A 16,364-nucleotide genomic window follows, 5' to 3' on the forward strand; every position below is an offset into this window, starting at 1 on the left:
AAAAGCAGGGTAAACAATCAAAAGTAAACGGGCCTGCGGGTAATGGCCAGATGCATCAATCCCGCAGCGACAGACGCAGTTCAACCACACCCCGGTCTCGGCTCTGGGTATAGGGCAAACCAAAGCCTGTCAGCACCCGCAGCATCTTGCGGTTTTCGGCCAGCACCGACACTTCAAATTCATCTATATCGGCCTGACGGGCTATGGCCACCAGATGCTTGAGCATGAGCTTGCCAATGCCCAGCCCCTGATGAGGATCATCAACGGCAAAGGCCAGCTCGGCAATCACCTTGGGCTCGCGCTGACAGACCACATAGCGCGAGGCAGCCACCACCTCGCCCTGATCTTCGCCTTCACAAATCACCCCGGTAAGCCCCACATGGTCGACGAAGTCTACCTCGGTAAAAAATTTCAGTTCCTGCGGGGTAAGATCGTGTTTGACGCGAAAAAAACGCAAATAAGAGGAGCGATCGCTCAGGTGGTGTGCCGCCTCCTGCATGCCGGCTTTATCTTCAGGCAGGACAGCGCGGATCAGCAGCTTACTGCCGTCTTTCAGGGTTTCACAGGCTTGGTAGTGAGCGATATCGTCCATGTCGACTCCAGTATCAGTATCATAGAGACTTACGCAAGCGCACCTGAACGGGATGAATCATTCCGTTACGGCAATCACCTGATCAACAATAGCACCCATGCTCGCAGCTGCAATGTCGGGCCGTTTGAACAGCGGATTGTAGGGGGCGCCCGAGCGATCCAGATACGCGGCCTGCATGCCGGCATTGATGGCGCCATGGGTATCCCAGTCATGACAGGCCACTAACCGCAGCTGCGCCTCTGGCTCTTGCAGTTCACGGGCAGCGAACTGGTAGGCTCGTGGATCGGGCTTAAAGGTTGCGGCACCTTCCACCGAAATCACCCGATCAAAATAATCCGCCAACCCGGCATTGCCAATTTGCGCCGCAATCAGTGCCTCCGATGAATTGGAAAAAGCCACGGTGCGAAAACCGGCATCGCGCAATCTCGCCAGCGCCGGCTTGATGTCCGGATGCGCTGGCAAACTGGCAAAGCCCCCGAGAATGTCTTCAAGATGTGCTGCCGCCAGATTGATTCCAAGACGTGCCGCCAGGGATTGCAGTGCAACGCGTGACAGTTCGCGAAAATTGGTTTGCACACCGGTGATGGCACAAACCGTTGAGCTGTGCAGCAGCATGGCAAACCACTGGCCGGTAACCTGCTCGGAGCCGAACGCATCCCGAAATTTGGGTTTTAACACACTCAGATCCAGCACCGTCTCATTGATATCAAACAGTAGGGTCTTGCCGTTCACATCGCCTCCCTCAGAAGATGTCGCGGTTGTTAAGGTTGAGCCCCGGGAGGATAGTCCGCCAGAATTTCTGCGACAATTTTGTCGAAAGCCTCCTGCTGCTTGCTCTGATCTTTGTAGCTCTTCACAGGTTTGACTCCAACGCCTCGCCACACCAGCTCTTTCTTCGCCGGCGCAACCAGGTCGATCACCAGAGTACCTTCATCGTAATAACTGACGTGAGTGGTGGTGTCATGAATGCCCCACCAGGGATCGTACCAGCCCGGATAGTAACCCCGACGTGGATAGAGGTGAGGTTGCGGATTGGGCACCTCGTGCACCTGCATTTTCTCTTTGACACCGGCGTGCATCACGATCACCAGATCGGCATCAGCGTCAGCGGTTTTTACCAGCCCTTTGGCGGCCATGGCTTTGTCCACAGATGCCATCAAGCGCTTTTTCACCAGCGTGTTGGATTTCAACACATCGTTTGGGTGCAGCTCAGACTCGCTGGCCCAGCGGTAACTGCTGGCAGCGGAAAAATCATAATGTGGATCAAAATCCGTTTTGACATCGAGGCTGGAACAGCCCGCCAAAAACGCAACCAGCAACAGAGAAAACAAATACCGTTTCATGTGTTAACCACTCCCATCGTTAGACCATTATTTCGGATACAGAATCATCTGGGTGCAGCGAAACAGCGCCAGTACTTTGTCCGTTTGCTGGCACGACACCGTGGCATCCCACACCTGAGTCGTGCGGCCTTTATGCACCGGTTTGGCCACACACTGGATCGTGCCCTCGCGCACCGTGCCCAAATGATTCGACTTCAGCTCCACCGTGGTAAACCCGGCGGCACCTTCTGGCAAGAGGGCAATGCAGCCGTTGCCACAGGCAGTATCAGCCAGAGACACCACACTGCCGGCGTGAAGAAAGCCATTGGGCGCCAGATGGTGGGGTGACACCGCCATCTCCGCCACCACGCCACTGTCACCGACTTCCGTGGTGGTAATGCCCAGAAAACCCGGAAATTTATCGGCACAGGCATCATTCAAATATTGAGCGTCTGTCATATTATTCGTTCCCGTTATTTTTCAATTCTTTTCGCTGACATCTTGAATACCAAAGCGGTAAAGCCCCAGCGTAATCAACAAGGTGGCAAGCACCGATGACCAACCCACAAATTGAATCGTCATCCCCCAGTTTTGCCATTCACCGGTCAGACCGTAATAAAGCAAATAGGCACAGCCGCCGCCGTTGCTGACCAGACCCACATAAATAGGCCCCATAATTTTTTCACCCTGAAGGGCCGCCCTCAGACCTGTGTAATAACCCACGCACAATGCCAGATAGGCCCACCCCAGCATCCGCACAAACATGTAACTCGGATATTCCGGAAAACCCGCCGATAACAGCAGTTGCTGAGGAAACAAAATCAATGGCACACACCAGAATAAAACCGTTGCCGCAATTTTAAATTGATAGACTCTGGCCAAATTTTTCATATGGATACCACCCAATTCACAGCGTCGGAATTTTTTCCAGATAGGGAAAAGCCCCATTGCGGTTTAACCGCAACGCAAAATCAAATTGATCGGCCTGACAGCACAACTCAAAATCGGCCATCGGGCTCCAGGGTTGCTCGGGATCTTTAAAACGATCGGCACAGGGGTCGTTGTAGAGGGTGTCGCGCAGGCTGTCTGTATCAAAGGGTTTGTCCAATAACAGCGCCTCAAGGTATTCAGCGCAGAGATCGTCCTCACCGGTCCGGGTCGTGGCGGTCCAGCCCATGCGCACCAGACTCACCTCCGCTGGCTGGCAGCGACGGATATAGTCTGCCGTGGCTTTGGCATTCACCAGTGCACCGGTCAGGATTTCGTCGGCATCTTTGGCATTGACCATACCCTGAGTACCGGAGTGGGTGGTCTGCACTAGAGTTTTGCCGCGCACATCGGCCGCAACTATTTCTGTTGGTGAATTACCGAAATCAAATCCCGGCAACTTCTGACCATGACGCTCCCCGACCCGCAACACCTCCGGGTTGTCCGGTTGATAACCCAGTGCCGATTCCAGTGAACCCGCCGGAATGATTTTTTCGGCACCGCCCTCAAAGGCGTAACAGGCAGTGGTAAACGCGCGAAACACATCAATGATCACCGTGATGCCACGCGCCGATTTGGCACCTTCAACAAAATCCAATTTGGTTATTTTCATATCACGTCATCCACCTTGACCATGGCTTCCGCGGCGCCATCCTGAAACTGTAAATCCGCCAGCCGACGATACAACGGCGAAGACTGCAGCAATTCAACATGGCGGCCCTGGGCCACCAGCTTGCCGTGATCCATCACCGCAATATTATCGGCATGCAGAATGGTGGCCAGACGATGGGCAATGATGATGGTGGTGCGATTTTCCATCAACGTCTCCAGCGCCTGTTGCACGTGGTACTCACTCTCGGCGTCCAGCGCGCTGGTGGCTTCATCCAGCAGCAGAATTTTCGGATCTTTGAGAATCGCCCGGGCAATGGCCAGACGCTGCTTCTGGCCACCGGACAAGCGCGTGCCCTGCTCCCCCAGATGGCTGTTGTAACCGTCCGGCAGTTTGGCAATAACATCGTGGGCGTGGGCAGCCTTGGCCGCAGCAATCACTTCGGCATCGGTGGCATCAGGCTTGCCGTAGCGGATGTTGTACCAGACATCGGCGGTAAACAGCGCTGGCTGTTGTGGCACCACCGCCAACTGCTGGCGCAAAGACTGGGTATTGAGGTCGCGGATGTCGGTGCCGCCAATGGTAATGTGGCCGGCATCCGGATCGTAAAACCGCTGCAGCAATTCAAACACCGTGGATTTGCCGGCGCCGCTGGGGCCCACCAACGCCAGACTCTGTCCGGCTGGCACTTCCAGATTGAGCTGCGTCAGCGCCTTCAGTTCAGGCCGTGACGGGTAAGCAAACTCGATGCCGTCAAACCGCAACAGCGGGCCTTTGAAACTCCTGGCTTCAGAATAAGCCTGCCCCTGCTCCACCGGGATCAGGGATTCGACATTGAGCAGATCCATTAACCGCTCAGTGGCACCGGTGGCTCGCTGCAACTCGCCGTAGACTTCTGAAATGGTCGCCACCGAGCCGGCCATGATCACGGCGTAAAACACAAAGGCGGCCAGATCACCGCCGCTCATGCGGCCGGCCAGCATGTCGTTACCGCCCACCCAGATCAGCCCGGTGATGGCGCTGAAGATCAGCAAGATAACCGTGGCGATCAACATGGCGCGCTGTTTCACCCGGCGCTTGGCAACGTTAAAAGCCACTTCAACTTCGGCATCAAAAGCCTGCTTTTCATGGGCTTCGCGGGTATAGCTCTGCACGGTTTTGATGTTTTGAATAATCTCGCCGGCGTAGCTGCCAACGTCGGCAATGGAATCCTGACTGGCCCGCGACAGTTTGCGCACCCGGCGACCATAGAGCACTATCGGCAACAGCACCAGTGGCACCCCGATCAGCACCATCAGGCTCAATTTCAGATTGGTCACCACCAGCAGGATAAGGGCCCCGATAAAGGTCAGCGCACTGCGCAGCGCCATGGAAAACGACGAGCCAATGATGTTCTGCAGCAAAGTGGTATCGGTGGTCAGCCGCGACATGATCTCGCCACTGCGATTGGTTTCAAAGTAACTGGGGTGCAGGGTCACCAGATGACCAAACACCGCTGAGCGCAGATCCGCCGTGACCCGCTCCCCCAGCCAGGACACCAGATAAAAGCGCACATAGGTACCCAGCGCCATCAGAAACGACAGGCCAATCACCACCAGCACCGCCTGGGTCAGCGCCTCGGTGGATTGGGCGACAAAGCCCTCATCAATCAGCAATCGCACCCCCTGACCAATCGACAGGGTAATCCCCGCGGTCAAGACCAGAGCAATACCCGCCGCCACCAGCGTGCCGCGATAGGGTTTCATAAACTGCCAAAGCTGCAGCAATACCGTGAGACTTTTGGGGGAGGGTGAATCCGGGGAATCCGATGGATCTGACTGGGGCATGCCGTGTCCGCGCGTTGGTTATCAGTGGGATTAAAGCCTCATGATGAACCATTTCCCGGCAACCCGCCCGGGATTTTGTGTAAAGCTATGCTAATGGCCATCGCCCGGAGTCAGGCCCTGAGGCGCTCCCTCAATCACCCCATTGGAAAGACGCTGCAAAGCCGCCACATCGGTTAACCGAATGTGGCTGCGGGACAACTCGATACAGCCTTCGGCCTGCCAGCTTTTCAGGATCCGGTTGATGCGCTGACGCGACACCCCCACCATACAGGCCAGATCCTCCTGGGAACAACTTAGCCCCGGACAACTGACTTCGGGATTGGCCAAGCGCACATTGTCGTATTGGATCTGCAGCACCTTGGCCAGTCGTTGAGCGGCATCCAGCGCCAGCGCATCGCTACCGTACTCATAGGAGACCCGGGTGCGATGGCACAGCTCGCTGATAAAAAACCGGGCTCGCCCCAGATCGTTGCCCAACAAGGCTTCAAACGCCGGCTGTGGAATGTGGAAATATTCAAGATCGGTACTGGCGCGCATGGTAAAGCTGCGGGGATTGAGATCCAGCGCCGACACCTCACCAAACCAGCCACTGCGCACCCGATAGACAATCAGCTGCTCGCGACCATCCGCCAGATTCTTGACCGCGTGCACCTGCCCCTGCAGCAGGCAGTAAACGCCATCCACCGCTTCATCCTGGCGAAACACACAGCCACCGGCAGGCAGCTGACGAACCCTACCCACCTGCACAATCTCACGGCGATAGTCGATATCCAGCGCCGCAAAACCGGGGTTGCGCGACAGGGCTTGCAAAAGAGTGTCGTTGTCCATTGTCCGCCATTGAACCAGCAGTAATCGGGCCGCTCTGTCACCAAGTTGACAGAACACCCCGAATTTCTAATCTACAGTTACAGTCCACTATAACAACAAACCGAGGTTGTCATGACACAGAAACAACGCGCGACCTTTCGTTCAATGACGGAAGGCACTCAGGAAGACTACGCCGCCATTGCAACATCCATGATGGGGCATATCACCGATCTGCCGGATCGCATCATGGACCATATGCGCCTGCTGAGTGGCGATTACGGTGGCTTCAATATCGACCGTCTGGAACATTGCCTGCAATCGGCCACCCGTGCCTACCGTGACGGCAAAGACGAAGAGTATGTGGTTTGCGCGCTGCTGCACGACATCGGTGACACACTGGGACCCGCCAACCACGCCGATGTTGCAGCGGTATTGCTGGAGCCCTTCGTATCGGAAAAGAACCACTGGATTATCAAACACCACGGCATTTTTCAGGGCTATTATTTTTTCCATCATCTGGGCATGGATCGCAACATGCGCGACCAATACAAGGATCACCCCTACTATCAGGCCTGCGCGGAATTCTGTCACCGTTACGATCAGAATTGCTTTGATGAAAATTATGAGAGTGAGCCGCTGGAATTTTTTGAACCGATGATTCGCAACGTCTTTGCCAGCGTCAAAAAATCCCTCTACGCCGAAGCGACCGAACAGCAGGCCGCTTCCTGATCAACCGCTTACAGTGTCAATGAATAGCTGTGAAAATCCTGATTGGTTTTTTCATAGCCAAGCTTTTCATACAGACGCTGACCCGGCTTATTGTCAAACGCCGTCAGCAAATCGATGCGCTTGGCACCCTGTGATCGGGCATAATCCGATGCCCGATTCATCAGCTTCTCACCCACACCGGCCTGCCTTCCGCCCGCGTCCACATAGAGATCGTAGAGAATAAAAATCTTGATCGCATCCACCGAACAGAACGACGGATAGAGCTGGGTAAAGCCAATCAGCTCATCGCCTTGCTCGGCCACAAAAATAGTGGATTCCTGATTACCAATACGCTCACCAATAAATCGTTTTGCCAAATCAAGATCCGCCTCGCAATCATAAAATTGCCGGTAGAGATCAAACAGTCGGGCCACATCATCAATGTGCGCCGCGCCGGCTTGAACAATGTTGATCATCGCTGACTCCTTTATTCCGCGCTACTTTTGTGCGCCAGAGTGTGGGCGTGTTGCTCCCAGTTCTGGCCATCAAACTCCACAACCCGGATGTCCTTGGGCCGGGTGTCGAGACAATTGACATTGATGTCCATCCCGTCGGGATTGGAGCGGGGCACATAAAAGGGTTTGATGCCGCAGGTATTACAAAAGTAGTGTTTGGCCACCCCGGTATTAAAGGTGTAGGTGCTCAAGGCATCCTGCCCTGTTAATAATTTGAAACGCTGCAATGGCACGATCAAATGCAGAAAGCCGGATTTTTTGCAGATGGAACAATTGCAATTTTCCACTTCCACAGTTTCCGGCGCTTCCACTTCAAAGGTCACCGCCTTGCAGTGACAACTGCCTTGATAAATCATCAGGCCTCCATTAATCGGCTATGGTGGCATCGGGCTGCAGCATCCAGCAACGGGGATTATGATCGTAACCGATTCGCTCATAGTATTGATTGGCCGCCGGCGCCGCCAGTAGGATCAATTTACACTGCGAACCCAGCTGTTGCTGTGTTAAGCGCTGCAGTTGTTTGCCAATACCGCGGCTCTGATAACTCTGATCCACCGCCAGATCCGATAGATAACAGGCGTAGTGAAAATCCGTGACACTGCGGGCAATCCCCACCAGCTGCTCACCGTCCCAGGCCGTTATCATCAGATTGCTGTTGGCCACCATCCCGGCCATGCACTCGCGGTCATCAATCGGACGCCGCTCTGCCAGAGTGGATCGCTGCAACAAATCAATAAAGGCATCGGCGGTGACAGCTTGATTGATTTTGTATTCGATAGTCACAGAATAATCTCCATGATTACAGGGAAAAATGCATGCCGCCCAGTACGATGGCCGTCGTGATCGACGCCACACAACCGATGCCCACACGTTCATGCAAACGATGAAAGTACAGATAGCGGGACTCATCCTGAACAGCGAACGCCTGATAGCGTCGGTAAACGGTATAGGCCGCCACACTGTTGAGCACAATCGCCGCGGCGCCCGCGTAGATTTTGTATTGCAACAAGGGCGTCGCGGCAACGTTTTGATACAGCAGAATACCGGTCGCCAGAGTGACAATGATCGCGGGAATCTCAACAAAGCGATCGATATTCCAGTGCAGTGTGGCAATGTAATTTTCAGCAACGCCGGCGTGTTTCTGGCCAAGTTCACACACCACTTCAATGGCAATGCAACCGGCCCAGATGCCCACTGCCAGCAGATGAAAAAATAAAATCGCTCCGTGGTATTCGCTCAAGTCATTCATAGTTGCCTGCTCAGGGCCTTTAAAGTTGTCCGCTCAAGACCTTGTATAGTTGTCCGCTCAAGGCTGTTTTTATTAATCGCTCAAGGCTGTCATCCTTAATGGGCGTCAGCCAAAGTTAATTTCCTGCAAGTGATTGTAAAAATGCATGGCATGGGCTTTTTCGTATTCGGCTTTGGTCAGCGGACCATAGGCAAAATGTGGCGCCAGTTCACCCTCGTATTGTTTGAAGCGAACCATGGATTGGCGAAAGCGCTGGTAGGCCGCCATCACATCCGTGTCTTGCGACAAGACGGGCGCCCCGGGAATGGCCTCGCTCAGGCCATGGGTCATTTCCCCCTTCTTGGCAAACGCAGAAAAAGCCAGCTTGCCCAGTGAGTTTTTGAACAAATCCGATTTGTGCAGAGGATAACCCGTCATTGAATACTCGACGCTCTGTGCACAGTGCATCAGGATCTGGTTCAGACGCCACTCACCGTGCGTGGTTACCGTGCCGGTCATCATCCGATCGAGCAAGACGATGGCGCGATCCATGGTCAATGACTCGGGATCACTGCCATCAAGCAGCCACAGATAGCCTCCGGTAGCGACAAGACCGGCAGAAGCCATTCCCGTTAACAACGTCCTGCGCTTCATCCCATCTCCCCATCTGTCATCGTTATCCGATACCACATTACTCTTTGCGCTTCAGTTTTTCACGGATGGCTTCAACCCGCTCGCGGTTAACACCAAAATCCGAGTGACCCAGTCTTGAGGCCGAGCGCACATGCGCAATGATCAACGCCGATTGCTCACTGGGTGACAGGTAAAATTCAACATCATCAACAAACCCGAAAAACAGCGAGGTAAATTCGGCGCGGATATAGCTGTCTTCGGACTCGATGATCTCTGCACGCTCCATGCTGTTGATTGCCACCACCAGCTGATCTCTGGCATCCGCCAGCTCGCCACTGAAAACAACCGGCTCGATAAAGTGGTCGCTGCCCTGTGCCTGACTGTTGACGCAATTGGGCTTGTCCGGACAGGGCTTTAACAGACCGCCATCCACACCGAGCATGGGTCTGGTTCCCGCGCAGCCGGCCAAAACCAGCACCGCGGCAACGGTCATCGCTTTTAACAGTAAGGTGTTTGTATTTTTCATGCGCTCTCCAGTTTAGTCAGACGTTTTTCCAATTCAATGCGATAGACAATATACAGGGCCGCCGCCAAATCAAACGACACACAGGCAATGGCATACCAATCGGGCACCACATGGGCACCCGGCCCCAGCATGTGCAACATCACATCCCACAGCGGATGCAGCAACCAGCCAAGCGACAGCCACAGTGCCGAGTGGCGCAGCGCCAGCCAGTAGAACAGACCGTACAGCGCCACCCCCATCACCTCAATCACAAGCCATTCGGTATTGCCCCACAGCAGCGCAAAGCCGATATAAATAAGCGCCGCAATAATCAGGCTGCGGCCCATCAACTTAACCATGGTTTTGAAACGCAGCCGCTGCGCAAACAGCAGCAAAGGCGCCACAAACAGCAACCCCAGTACAAACCATAAGGTGAAATACATGCTCTCTCCTGACTGTTTATTATGGTTGTATCACAGCTACCACTTGACGATGCCTCTGGTCACTTGAATTCCCCCGACCAGAGTCGAACCACCGTAGTCTTTGGCCAAACGCAGCAGGGTCTTGTGAAAGCCCTCATTGGCAAATGCCGCCTCGACCTGCTTGATGGCGGCCCGACTCAAACCTTTGCGGATGATGCCCATCGACGCGTCAATCCAATCCGCTTTGCGACAGGCTTCAATCACTGCCTGATGCGGTCCTTTATAGGGCCTGATCTTATGATGCCAGTGAATCGCCCCCCGCAGAGCATCCGGGTCCAACCCCCAACCGTATTTTTCGTTATCGGCCAGAGCCACTGCCTCTGAGGGTTCCAGATAGGCCAGCTCGTGATCGGTCCATAAACCCAGATCATGATAGACAAAGGCGGTTTCCACCAACGGCTCATACCGACTGTGATTGCCAAGAAAATGCATGGCATAGGTCACGGTTCGGTAGACGTGATTGCGGTAACCGGGGAAGTCATTACCAATCTGTTGCCGATAAGGCGCAAGCAGTTCATCTATACGGGGACGATCAAGCTTAATTTCAATCTCTGCCATGACGTCTGACTCCTCAGCAATCTATAACCTTTTTACTGGGCGGCGAACCGATCCATCACATTGGCCAGATCGGCGTCCTTGTATGAAATGCCCGAGACTTCATGGGTGGTCAGCTGCACTCGGACCTTGCTGTAGACATTAAACCATTCAGGATGATGGTCCACCTTCTCAATGTACAGCGCACACCGGGTCATAAAACCGAACGCCTGATTGAAATCAGCGAACTTGTAATCGGTGGTGAGTTTGCCGTCCTGCAAATCCCAGTTGCCACCGCGGTGATTCAACTCTGAAATAAGACTGGCAATTTGAGTCTGATCGTACGCTTCAAGCTGCATGGTGATTCTCCGCTGTGTGTTGAGCCCGGAGCCCTGTGCACTGGCGCAGCAGGGTCTCTCTATGACTCAGGCCAAAGTTGATGGGTCAGCTGCCCGGCCGATATCGGTTGGCAACCGGAGGTATTGGTGCCACTCCACAGTGGTGAAAAATCCCCCCGCCCCTGTGACTCCGCCCGGGCCCGCAATGGACCAATGGCGACCGCCGCGTAGGGGAAGGCCGGCGCCTTGTCGGAAACGCAGTCGAGATCGCGCATCAAGCGATTGCTGATGCCGCGCGCCAGCCGACCGGAAAACAGATTGGTCAATGCGGTGGTTGCAGTGCCTGCCTTTAGTGCCTGGTGAAGAGCCTCCCGGTGAACCGCACTGGTTTTGGCCTCATCGCACAACAGATAGGCCGTGCCCACCTGAACCGCTGCAACCCCGAGGGCCAGCATGGCCTCAACGTCATCAGCCGCCGCGATGCCGCCCGCCGCTACCACCGGTACCTGCAGTGTACGTTTGAGCGCCCGGACCAGTTCAATGGTACCGAGCTGGGAGCCGGGATCGTCGGTCAGGAACATGGCGCGATGACCGCCGGCTTCGACGCCCTGAGCAATCACCACATCGGCACCGTGGCGCTCCAGCCACAGACCTTCCTCCACTGTGGTGGCCGACGATAGAATCAGCGAGCCCCATGACTTGATTCTAGCAACCTGCTGCGCCGACGGCAGACCGAAGTGAAAACTGATGACCGGTGGCTTATAGGCCTCCAGGCGATCCGCCACGGCATCGTCGTAGGGCAAGCGCAAACCGCTGACCGTTTCCGGCGGCTGTACGTCCAGCTCATCATAATACCCCTCAAGACACTGCTGCCATTGGCTCAGGACCTGTGGCGTCATAGCGGGCATGGTGTGACAGAAGAAATTGAGGTTGTAGGGTTTATCGCTGTGACGGGTAAACTGCTGAATCTCGGCGACAACCTGATCGGCATTGAGCATGCCGCAGGGGATCGAACCCAGGCCGCCGGCTTCCGATACCGCCACCGCCAACTGCCAATTCTGGGAGCCCGCCATGGGGGCCTGAATAATGGGCCTGACGATACCCAGCCGTTGACACAGTTGCGTCGCCATCATCTCATCCTTGAGTCGATCATTACTTCATGGTCACCCACAGGGCGTGCACCACACCGGGCAGGAAAAACACCAGACACAACACAATATTGATGATCAGATGCTTGCCCGCGCCTTCTTTCAGAAACACGGCAATGGGGGGTAAAAACAGGGCCAGCAGGATCATTACGATCTTATTCATGGTCATTCCTTTTTATTATTGTTGAAACACAAGACTATCAATGTAGTCACACCACTGGCTGGAAGCCAGATCCGGCAGCGATGGATTGCCCCGGATGCCCAGTTTGAACTCAATCACAGAACGCCATTCCAGCGAACCGGGGTCGGGGCCATGACCGTGACCATCACCAGTGGCAACGCGAGCCTCAACCAGGTCATACCATAATGGCGAGCAGGCTTGCGGTCGTCCAGCCTTGCCATCACCCACTGCACACGCCGCGACCATGACGGTGATGCCAATCAACGTCACAGCAGCAAGTCCGGTGGTGCGAAACAGGTGATTCATTCAAGCGGTTTGAACAGTTTGCGGCAAGGACTCAAACCCTAACACAAGACCCGGGGAATTGTATTAACGGCCAATGACAACTCAGCGACTGGCATTCCAGTCATAGGGCTTGCAGCGAATCAGCAGGCTGTTATCGATGGCCTCCTCGCGCAGATGCAGAATTTTCTGATATTCCGGACTGCCGATCATGGTTTTAAAGGCGTCCATGCTGGGGTAGCGCACCATAAAGAAAACGTCCGGATCAAAGTCACCGATCAGGCTTTGCTCCGGGGCGTAATTTTCCTGCACCTCGGCACCGGCCTTTGCCAGTAATGGCCGTGCCGCGGCGCCGTATTCCAGATATTTTTCTGCACCGCCGTCTTTTTTCAGCCAGAGGGCATTGAGCATATAGATGGGTTCATCCATGGTGAGAGTTCCAGTTCATTCATTAAAAGTTGAGGGTGAACAGCGCCTCGCCGGTCATCAAAAATTTCAAAATAAAATAACTCAACAACCCCGCCGGCCCGAACATCAGCGTCAGAAACAGGGTTGGAATCAGGTGCCAATGGTTGATGTCGACGCGCGCGGCATCCACCGCAATAAACAAACCAATCATCAAATCAAATGCCAGATAGTGAACCCAACCGGCCAGCACCACCCGGGGAGATTTGAACAGAGACATCACGCCTTTCAACGACCAGAAGCTGCCTCTCACCGGCTCGCCCTGATCGAGCTTGCGGGCAAAGAAAATTAGGTAGGTATAGACCACACACAGCAGCAGGACGATGGTCATAATCACCATCTCAACGCCATAGGGCCACAGCGGCAGCGATGCCAGCACAACCCAGCCCAGCAGGGCGGTGTAGTTTGAAACTTTGAACAGGTTAGCAAGGGTCTTCATCGACGGTTTCTCCTTTTTGCAAAATTATTATGGATACCGGAGAAAACCATAAGTACTTTTTATCTCAGCCTTTATGACCTATGGCATGAGCAAACCCGGAGCGCATCAACCCGACTAATCCAGCCTCAACGCCTCGCCGGGTTGCAGAATCTCGCAGCGGATTCCCAGCGATTCCACATCGCGCTTAAATTGAAGATCGTCGGCCGGATTGAGGCGCCGGGAAAACAGCCCCGGGCAATTGTAGTGACAGGGAATCACCACTTCAGGCTGCAGCACCTTCACCGCCTGCAGCGCCTCATCCTCGCTCATGGTGTTGTGCGCCAGTCGCCCGCCAATGGGGATCATCAGCACATCGGCGCCCGCGTATGGCTGCCACTCGGATTCAAGCAACTCGGGCTCAAGCAACAAGGTGTCGCCCAGATTGACCAGCCTTTTATGATTCACCGCAATATCAAACCCCATGGCGCCCCAACCGATGCGCTCGCCCGGACCGGTTTTAACGGTATGGGTAAATGGGCCCAGCTGCAGTTGCAAATCCCCGTGCACGGCCGCCAGCCCTGTGAGCTGCAGACCCTCCACCGCAACGGTTTGATTAACCGACAGGCCATGAACCCGATCCAATGCCGTATTAAAAACCACCCCTTTGGATCGTGGCCCCAGAGCCAACTGCCGGCCACCCACATCACGCAACATGCTGTTATGAAAAATCACCGGCGCAGCGGCCGCCCCCGCAACCCGATCGACGTGCCAGTAGTGATCGGGATCGCCGTGAGTCACCAGAATGTGGCTGATGCCGGGCCAAAGATGCTTGGGAATCAATGGAGAAAATCGAAACCAGTAAAAAAACAGGGCACCGGGGTCTATGGCTATGCGGTACTCACCTGTCTCGATCAGAAAAGCGTTGTAACCAAAATAACGGAGCTTCATTCCGGCTCGGCCACCACCAGAGTTTCACGCTCCATCTGCCGGGCCACATAGGGGAACTGAATCCAGAACGAAAAATAAAAAAACGTCAGGTACCAGTAGGGGATCACAAAGTAGATGCCGATGCCTTTGTAAACAGCCAGCAGCAAATAATCGTACACAAACAGCGGCACCGTCAGATACAGAGCCAGCCAGCGGGCGTTAACCCGATGGTTACCGTCATCCCAATAGTGATTCAGGCTGAAGCGAGCCACCGGAAAGTACAAAGCGGTCACCACCGGTACCACCACCAACTTGGCCCACAGTGGCCACTGCTGGTAGTACTCGGGCAGGCCGATCAGATAAAAGGTCAGCCAGGTGATAAAACTGTACGCCAGCAATTGCAGATGTTTTTTAACGGTCACGCAACCAATCCAGAGCCTCATCGAGACTGTCAAAATATTTTATCTCGCCGCTGATAAACCAGGAGCCCAATTTGGCCGAGAGCTTCTGCCAGTTCTTATTGCCATAGAAGGCAATCTTTTCAAACTCGCTGCCGTGCTTTAGCCCCAACTTGAAATCGTCCCAGGCCGCTCTGGCCTCCCAGCCTTCGAGCTCCGTGCCATCAAACAGGGCTTTGACTTTGGGCTGTTTGACCTGTCCCAGCGCCGAATCGATCATGGGCGTGATGGTTTCATAATCTGCGTGGGTCAGTTTTCCCTGAGCCTTGAAGGTCAGAAAAAAGTGATCATCGATCCGGTCGATACCGATGGCCAGCCCGTGGCGCTGATAACTCATAGTGGCACCTCTGCGTCTGTTGTCCGTCTCAAAATATAGCAGAGGCTCTCCGACCCGGGGTGATCAACGCGCCTTATCAGAGCGGGCTTTTTTGCGAAAATACAACACACTGGCCAATAGCGACACCAGCAACAACAGCGGGTACAGCAACAGCAAATCAACCCGAATATTGCACTCACCGGTGCACAGCACCCGCGCCTGCATCAAACTCTCATAGGCGGCGTAACCAACCCATAACACACCGGCGAGCAACGACGGCGGCGACTTCATTCGGGCGTACATACGCAGGTACAACGCCGCCACTAAAAGAGCGCCAAGCGGAAAGGTAATCAACAGGCTCAACAACACCGTAACCGCTTATAAAGACGCGCCATCGAACACCTCAAAGGGCAGATGGGTGGTGTCGATGCCATCTACGCAGCCGAGATTGACCCGGTAGTGGCCGGGTTTGCGCAACGTTTGATGAAAGGGGTAAATGCCACAGACTTTACAGAAATGATGCTTGGCGACTTGCCCACCAAATTCATAAGTGGCCAATGCGTTATTCTTAACCTCGATGTTCAGCTCCTCGGGAGCCAGCACAAAGGCGGTCATAACCGCACCCTTGCGCCGGCACAACGAACAGTTGCAACGCAAACCCGATGCAATCGGCTCGGATGCAAATTCAAAACGCACGGCACCACAGTGACAGCCACCTCGATATTGCACTTCAACCTCCTTTTTCATCGTTCTGGCCCAACTATCTGGCAGCAACTATCTGGCACCATGCAGCTGAGTCTAATCTGCATCTAAGGCGGGTTGGTTAACCGCCGCCGTCTCCTCCGCCGCAACCACCATCACCATTACCACCGTCGCCCCAAAAGCCACCGCCTGAACCGCCACCGGGACCACCGCCTTTGCCACCGATGACAGCCGCCAGTTTGACGATGGTCGTGATCAGAAAAACTACAGTCAGCAGAGGCCAGACCATATTGTGCAAGGCAGACTCTGACGCTAGATCCGTAAAGTGCCAACTGACACCCAGACCACCCAATGCAATCACCCAGGATTTCATAACCCGA

29 protein-coding genes are annotated in these 16,364 nt (G+C 54.6%); 1 reads left to right on the forward strand and 28 read right to left on the reverse strand.

Annotated elements, in window-relative coordinates; translation table 11 throughout:
* Positions 1–55: 55 nt before the first annotated feature.
* From ACPXV9_RS02190 to ACPXV9_RS02225, 8 genes are all read right to left on the reverse strand, one after another.
* Positions 56–592, reverse strand: coding sequence for an N-acetyltransferase family protein (locus tag ACPXV9_RS02190; protein ID WP_423894180.1), 537 nt, complete (start codon positions 590–592; stop codon positions 56–58).
* Between the two features lie 57 nt (positions 593–649).
* Positions 650–1,324: a haloacid dehalogenase type II gene (locus ACPXV9_RS02195; RefSeq protein WP_423894181.1), complete on the reverse strand. Its 675-nt coding sequence runs from the start codon at positions 1,322–1,324 to the stop codon at positions 650–652.
* A 29-nt stretch (positions 1,325–1,353) separates the two neighbouring features.
* Positions 1,354–1,935, reverse strand: coding sequence for a DUF4136 domain-containing protein (locus tag ACPXV9_RS02200; protein WP_423894183.1), 582 nt, complete (start codon positions 1,933–1,935; stop codon positions 1,354–1,356).
* A gap of 27 nt (positions 1,936–1,962) precedes the next feature.
* The gene (locus ACPXV9_RS02205) at positions 1,963–2,373 is read right to left on the reverse strand and encodes a PaaI family thioesterase (protein WP_423894185.1); all 411 of its coding nucleotides are present in this window, start codon (positions 2,371–2,373) and stop codon (positions 1,963–1,965) included.
* A gap of 21 nt (positions 2,374–2,394) precedes the next feature.
* A complete protein-coding gene (locus tag ACPXV9_RS02210) occupies positions 2,395–2,805 on the reverse strand; it encodes a hypothetical protein (RefSeq protein ID WP_423894187.1) in 411 nt (136 codons plus the stop codon).
* Between the two features lie 16 nt (positions 2,806–2,821).
* On the reverse strand, positions 2,822–3,514 hold the full coding sequence (locus tag ACPXV9_RS02215) for a 2-phosphosulfolactate phosphatase (RefSeq protein WP_423894188.1): 693 nt from the start codon (positions 3,512–3,514) through the stop codon (positions 2,822–2,824).
* Entirely contained in the window at positions 3,511–5,337 is a 1,827-nt protein-coding gene (locus ACPXV9_RS02220) for an ABC transporter transmembrane domain-containing protein (protein WP_423894190.1), read from the reverse strand. The genes ACPXV9_RS02215 and ACPXV9_RS02220 overlap by 4 nt, the downstream gene beginning before the upstream one ends.
* Before the next feature lie 90 nt (positions 5,338–5,427).
* On the reverse strand, positions 5,428–6,165 hold the full coding sequence (locus ACPXV9_RS02225) for a Crp/Fnr family transcriptional regulator (RefSeq protein ID WP_423894192.1): 738 nt from the start codon (positions 6,163–6,165) through the stop codon (positions 5,428–5,430).
* Between the two features lie 111 nt (positions 6,166–6,276).
* Here ACPXV9_RS02225 and ACPXV9_RS02230 point away from each other — a divergent pair, with 111 nt between their 5' ends.
* Positions 6,277–6,873 (forward strand): HD domain-containing protein, encoded by a 597-nt coding sequence (locus tag ACPXV9_RS02230; RefSeq protein ID WP_423894194.1) that lies wholly within the window; start codon positions 6,277–6,279, stop codon positions 6,871–6,873.
* A gap of 8 nt (positions 6,874–6,881) precedes the next feature.
* On the opposite strand, the gene ACPXV9_RS02235 is transcribed toward ACPXV9_RS02230, so the two are convergent.
* From ACPXV9_RS02235 to ACPXV9_RS02330, 20 genes are all read right to left on the reverse strand, one after another.
* On the reverse strand, positions 6,882–7,328 hold the full coding sequence (locus tag ACPXV9_RS02235; RefSeq protein WP_423894196.1) for an N-acetyltransferase family protein: 447 nt from the start codon (positions 7,326–7,328) through the stop codon (positions 6,882–6,884).
* Between the two features lie 11 nt (positions 7,329–7,339).
* Positions 7,340–7,723 (reverse strand): GFA family protein, encoded by a 384-nt coding sequence (locus ACPXV9_RS02240; protein WP_423894197.1) that lies wholly within the window; start codon positions 7,721–7,723, stop codon positions 7,340–7,342.
* Between the two features lie 10 nt (positions 7,724–7,733).
* Positions 7,734–8,150: a GNAT family N-acetyltransferase gene (locus ACPXV9_RS02245; protein WP_423894199.1), complete on the reverse strand. Its 417-nt coding sequence runs from the start codon at positions 8,148–8,150 to the stop codon at positions 7,734–7,736.
* A 16-nt stretch (positions 8,151–8,166) separates the two neighbouring features.
* Positions 8,167–8,616, reverse strand: coding sequence for a hypothetical protein (locus tag ACPXV9_RS02250; protein WP_423894201.1), 450 nt, complete (start codon positions 8,614–8,616; stop codon positions 8,167–8,169).
* 105 nt (positions 8,617–8,721) lie between these two features.
* On the reverse strand, positions 8,722–9,249 hold the full coding sequence (locus ACPXV9_RS02255; protein ID WP_423894202.1) for a DUF1569 domain-containing protein: 528 nt from the start codon (positions 9,247–9,249) through the stop codon (positions 8,722–8,724).
* Between the two features lie 37 nt (positions 9,250–9,286).
* Positions 9,287–9,754 (reverse strand): DUF1499 domain-containing protein, encoded by a 468-nt coding sequence (locus ACPXV9_RS02260; RefSeq protein ID WP_423894204.1) that lies wholly within the window; start codon positions 9,752–9,754, stop codon positions 9,287–9,289.
* Positions 9,751–10,176 carry a DUF6010 family protein gene (locus ACPXV9_RS02265; RefSeq protein ID WP_423894206.1) on the reverse strand — a complete coding sequence of 142 codons (426 nt, stop codon included), beginning with the start codon at positions 10,174–10,176 and terminating at the stop codon, positions 9,751–9,753. Before ACPXV9_RS02265 ends, ACPXV9_RS02260 begins: the two co-directional genes overlap by 4 nt.
* Positions 10,177–10,212: 36 nt before the next feature.
* Positions 10,213–10,773 (reverse strand): hypothetical protein, encoded by a 561-nt coding sequence (locus tag ACPXV9_RS02270; RefSeq protein ID WP_423894208.1) that lies wholly within the window; start codon positions 10,771–10,773, stop codon positions 10,213–10,215.
* A gap of 32 nt (positions 10,774–10,805) precedes the next feature.
* Complete coding sequence (locus ACPXV9_RS02275) at positions 10,806–11,108, reverse strand: 4a-hydroxytetrahydrobiopterin dehydratase (RefSeq protein ID WP_423894209.1); 303 nt, start codon at positions 11,106–11,108, stop codon at positions 10,806–10,808.
* Between the two features lie 59 nt (positions 11,109–11,167).
* Positions 11,168–12,217, reverse strand: a complete 1,050-nt coding sequence (locus ACPXV9_RS02280; RefSeq protein WP_423894211.1) for an NAD(P)H-dependent flavin oxidoreductase — start codon at positions 12,215–12,217, stop codon at positions 11,168–11,170.
* A gap of 22 nt (positions 12,218–12,239) precedes the next feature.
* Complete coding sequence (locus ACPXV9_RS02285) at positions 12,240–12,398, reverse strand: YqaE/Pmp3 family membrane protein (protein ID WP_423894213.1); 159 nt, start codon at positions 12,396–12,398, stop codon at positions 12,240–12,242.
* A gap of 15 nt (positions 12,399–12,413) precedes the next feature.
* Positions 12,414–12,722: a hypothetical protein gene (locus tag ACPXV9_RS02290; protein ID WP_423894215.1), complete on the reverse strand. Its 309-nt coding sequence runs from the start codon at positions 12,720–12,722 to the stop codon at positions 12,414–12,416.
* Positions 12,723–12,803: 81 nt separating this feature from the next.
* Positions 12,804–13,127 (reverse strand): DUF1330 domain-containing protein, encoded by a 324-nt coding sequence (locus ACPXV9_RS02295; protein ID WP_423894216.1) that lies wholly within the window; start codon positions 13,125–13,127, stop codon positions 12,804–12,806.
* Between the two features lie 22 nt (positions 13,128–13,149).
* A complete protein-coding gene (locus ACPXV9_RS02300) occupies positions 13,150–13,602 on the reverse strand; it encodes an ABA4-like family protein (protein WP_423894218.1) in 453 nt (150 codons plus the stop codon).
* 114 nt (positions 13,603–13,716) lie between these two features.
* The gene (locus tag ACPXV9_RS02305) at positions 13,717–14,529 is read right to left on the reverse strand and encodes an MBL fold metallo-hydrolase (RefSeq protein ID WP_423894220.1); all 813 of its coding nucleotides are present in this window, start codon (positions 14,527–14,529) and stop codon (positions 13,717–13,719) included.
* Complete coding sequence (locus ACPXV9_RS02310; RefSeq protein WP_423894221.1) at positions 14,526–14,930, reverse strand: hypothetical protein; 405 nt, start codon at positions 14,928–14,930, stop codon at positions 14,526–14,528. The genes ACPXV9_RS02305 and ACPXV9_RS02310 overlap by 4 nt, the downstream gene beginning before the upstream one ends.
* Positions 14,920–15,303, reverse strand: coding sequence for an STAS/SEC14 domain-containing protein (locus tag ACPXV9_RS02315; RefSeq protein ID WP_423894223.1), 384 nt, complete (start codon positions 15,301–15,303; stop codon positions 14,920–14,922). Before ACPXV9_RS02315 ends, ACPXV9_RS02310 begins: the two co-directional genes overlap by 11 nt.
* Positions 15,304–15,366: 63 nt before the next feature.
* On the reverse strand, positions 15,367–15,651 hold the full coding sequence (locus tag ACPXV9_RS02320; RefSeq protein WP_423894225.1) for a hypothetical protein: 285 nt from the start codon (positions 15,649–15,651) through the stop codon (positions 15,367–15,369).
* A 9-nt stretch (positions 15,652–15,660) separates the two neighbouring features.
* Positions 15,661–16,029, reverse strand: a complete 369-nt coding sequence (locus ACPXV9_RS02325) for a GFA family protein (RefSeq protein ID WP_423894227.1) — start codon at positions 16,027–16,029, stop codon at positions 15,661–15,663.
* A 76-nt stretch (positions 16,030–16,105) separates the two neighbouring features.
* The gene (locus ACPXV9_RS02330) at positions 16,106–16,357 is read right to left on the reverse strand and encodes a hypothetical protein (protein ID WP_423894229.1); all 252 of its coding nucleotides are present in this window, start codon (positions 16,355–16,357) and stop codon (positions 16,106–16,108) included.
* Between the last annotated feature and the right edge of the window lie 7 nt (positions 16,358–16,364).

This window comes from Candidatus Pelagadaptatus aseana (genome assembly GCF_040362265.1).
GTDB classification, from domain to species: Bacteria; Pseudomonadota; Gammaproteobacteria; order Pseudomonadales; family Cellvibrionaceae; genus Pelagadaptatus; species Pelagadaptatus aseana.

What these genes read in the sequence shown, in the direction of transcription:
- ACPXV9_RS02190 (WP_423894180.1), bottom strand. Translation starts at nt 592, where the DNA reads ATGGACGATATCGCTCACTACCAAGCCTGTGAAACCCTGAAAGACGGC.
- ACPXV9_RS02200 (WP_423894183.1), bottom strand. Translation starts at nt 1,935, where the DNA reads ATGAAACGGTATTTGTTTTCTCTGTTGCTGGTTGCGTTTTTGGCGGGC.
- ACPXV9_RS02205 (WP_423894185.1), bottom strand. Translation starts at nt 2,373, where the DNA reads ATGACAGACGCTCAATATTTGAATGATGCCTGTGCCGATAAATTTCCG.
- ACPXV9_RS02210 (WP_423894187.1), bottom strand. Translation starts at nt 2,805, where the DNA reads ATGAAAAATTTGGCCAGAGTCTATCAATTTAAAATTGCGGCAACGGTT.
- ACPXV9_RS02215 (WP_423894188.1), bottom strand. Translation starts at nt 3,514, where the DNA reads ATGAAAATAACCAAATTGGATTTTGTTGAAGGTGCCAAATCGGCGCGT.
- ACPXV9_RS02220 (WP_423894190.1), bottom strand. Translation starts at nt 5,337, where the DNA reads ATGCCCCAGTCAGATCCATCGGATTCCCCGGATTCACCCTCCCCCAAA.
- ACPXV9_RS02225 (WP_423894192.1), bottom strand. Translation starts at nt 6,165, where the DNA reads ATGGACAACGACACTCTTTTGCAAGCCCTGTCGCGCAACCCCGGTTTT.
- ACPXV9_RS02230 (WP_423894194.1), top strand. Translation starts at nt 6,277, where the DNA reads ATGACACAGAAACAACGCGCGACCTTTCGTTCAATGACGGAAGGCACT.
- ACPXV9_RS02235 (WP_423894196.1), bottom strand. Translation starts at nt 7,328, where the DNA reads ATGATCAACATTGTTCAAGCCGGCGCGGCGCACATTGATGATGTGGCC.
- ACPXV9_RS02240 (WP_423894197.1), bottom strand. Translation starts at nt 7,723, where the DNA reads ATGATTTATCAAGGCAGTTGTCACTGCAAGGCGGTGACCTTTGAAGTG.
- ACPXV9_RS02250 (WP_423894201.1), bottom strand. Translation starts at nt 8,616, where the DNA reads ATGAATGACTTGAGCGAATACCACGGAGCGATTTTATTTTTTCATCTG.
- ACPXV9_RS02255 (WP_423894202.1), bottom strand. Translation starts at nt 9,249, where the DNA reads ATGAAGCGCAGGACGTTGTTAACGGGAATGGCTTCTGCCGGTCTTGTC.
- ACPXV9_RS02260 (WP_423894204.1), bottom strand. Translation starts at nt 9,754, where the DNA reads ATGAAAAATACAAACACCTTACTGTTAAAAGCGATGACCGTTGCCGCG.
- ACPXV9_RS02265 (WP_423894206.1), bottom strand. Translation starts at nt 10,176, where the DNA reads ATGTATTTCACCTTATGGTTTGTACTGGGGTTGCTGTTTGTGGCGCCT.
- ACPXV9_RS02270 (WP_423894208.1), bottom strand. Translation starts at nt 10,773, where the DNA reads ATGGCAGAGATTGAAATTAAGCTTGATCGTCCCCGTATAGATGAACTG.
- ACPXV9_RS02275 (WP_423894209.1), bottom strand. Translation starts at nt 11,108, where the DNA reads ATGCAGCTTGAAGCGTACGATCAGACTCAAATTGCCAGTCTTATTTCA.
- ACPXV9_RS02280 (WP_423894211.1), bottom strand. Translation starts at nt 12,217, where the DNA reads ATGGCGACGCAACTGTGTCAACGGCTGGGTATCGTCAGGCCCATTATT.
- ACPXV9_RS02285 (WP_423894213.1), bottom strand. Translation starts at nt 12,398, where the DNA reads ATGAATAAGATCGTAATGATCCTGCTGGCCCTGTTTTTACCCCCCATT.
- ACPXV9_RS02290 (WP_423894215.1), bottom strand. Translation starts at nt 12,722, where the DNA reads ATGAATCACCTGTTTCGCACCACCGGACTTGCTGCTGTGACGTTGATT.
- ACPXV9_RS02295 (WP_423894216.1), bottom strand. Translation starts at nt 13,127, where the DNA reads ATGGATGAACCCATCTATATGCTCAATGCCCTCTGGCTGAAAAAAGAC.
- ACPXV9_RS02300 (WP_423894218.1), bottom strand. Translation starts at nt 13,602, where the DNA reads ATGAAGACCCTTGCTAACCTGTTCAAAGTTTCAAACTACACCGCCCTG.
- ACPXV9_RS02305 (WP_423894220.1), bottom strand. Translation starts at nt 14,529, where the DNA reads ATGAAGCTCCGTTATTTTGGTTACAACGCTTTTCTGATCGAGACAGGT.
- ACPXV9_RS02315 (WP_423894223.1), bottom strand. Translation starts at nt 15,303, where the DNA reads ATGAGTTATCAGCGCCACGGGCTGGCCATCGGTATCGACCGGATCGAT.
- ACPXV9_RS02325 (WP_423894227.1), bottom strand. Translation starts at nt 16,029, where the DNA reads ATGAAAAAGGAGGTTGAAGTGCAATATCGAGGTGGCTGTCACTGTGGT.
- ACPXV9_RS02330 (WP_423894229.1), bottom strand. Translation starts at nt 16,357, where the DNA reads ATGAAATCCTGGGTGATTGCATTGGGTGGTCTGGGTGTCAGTTGGCAC.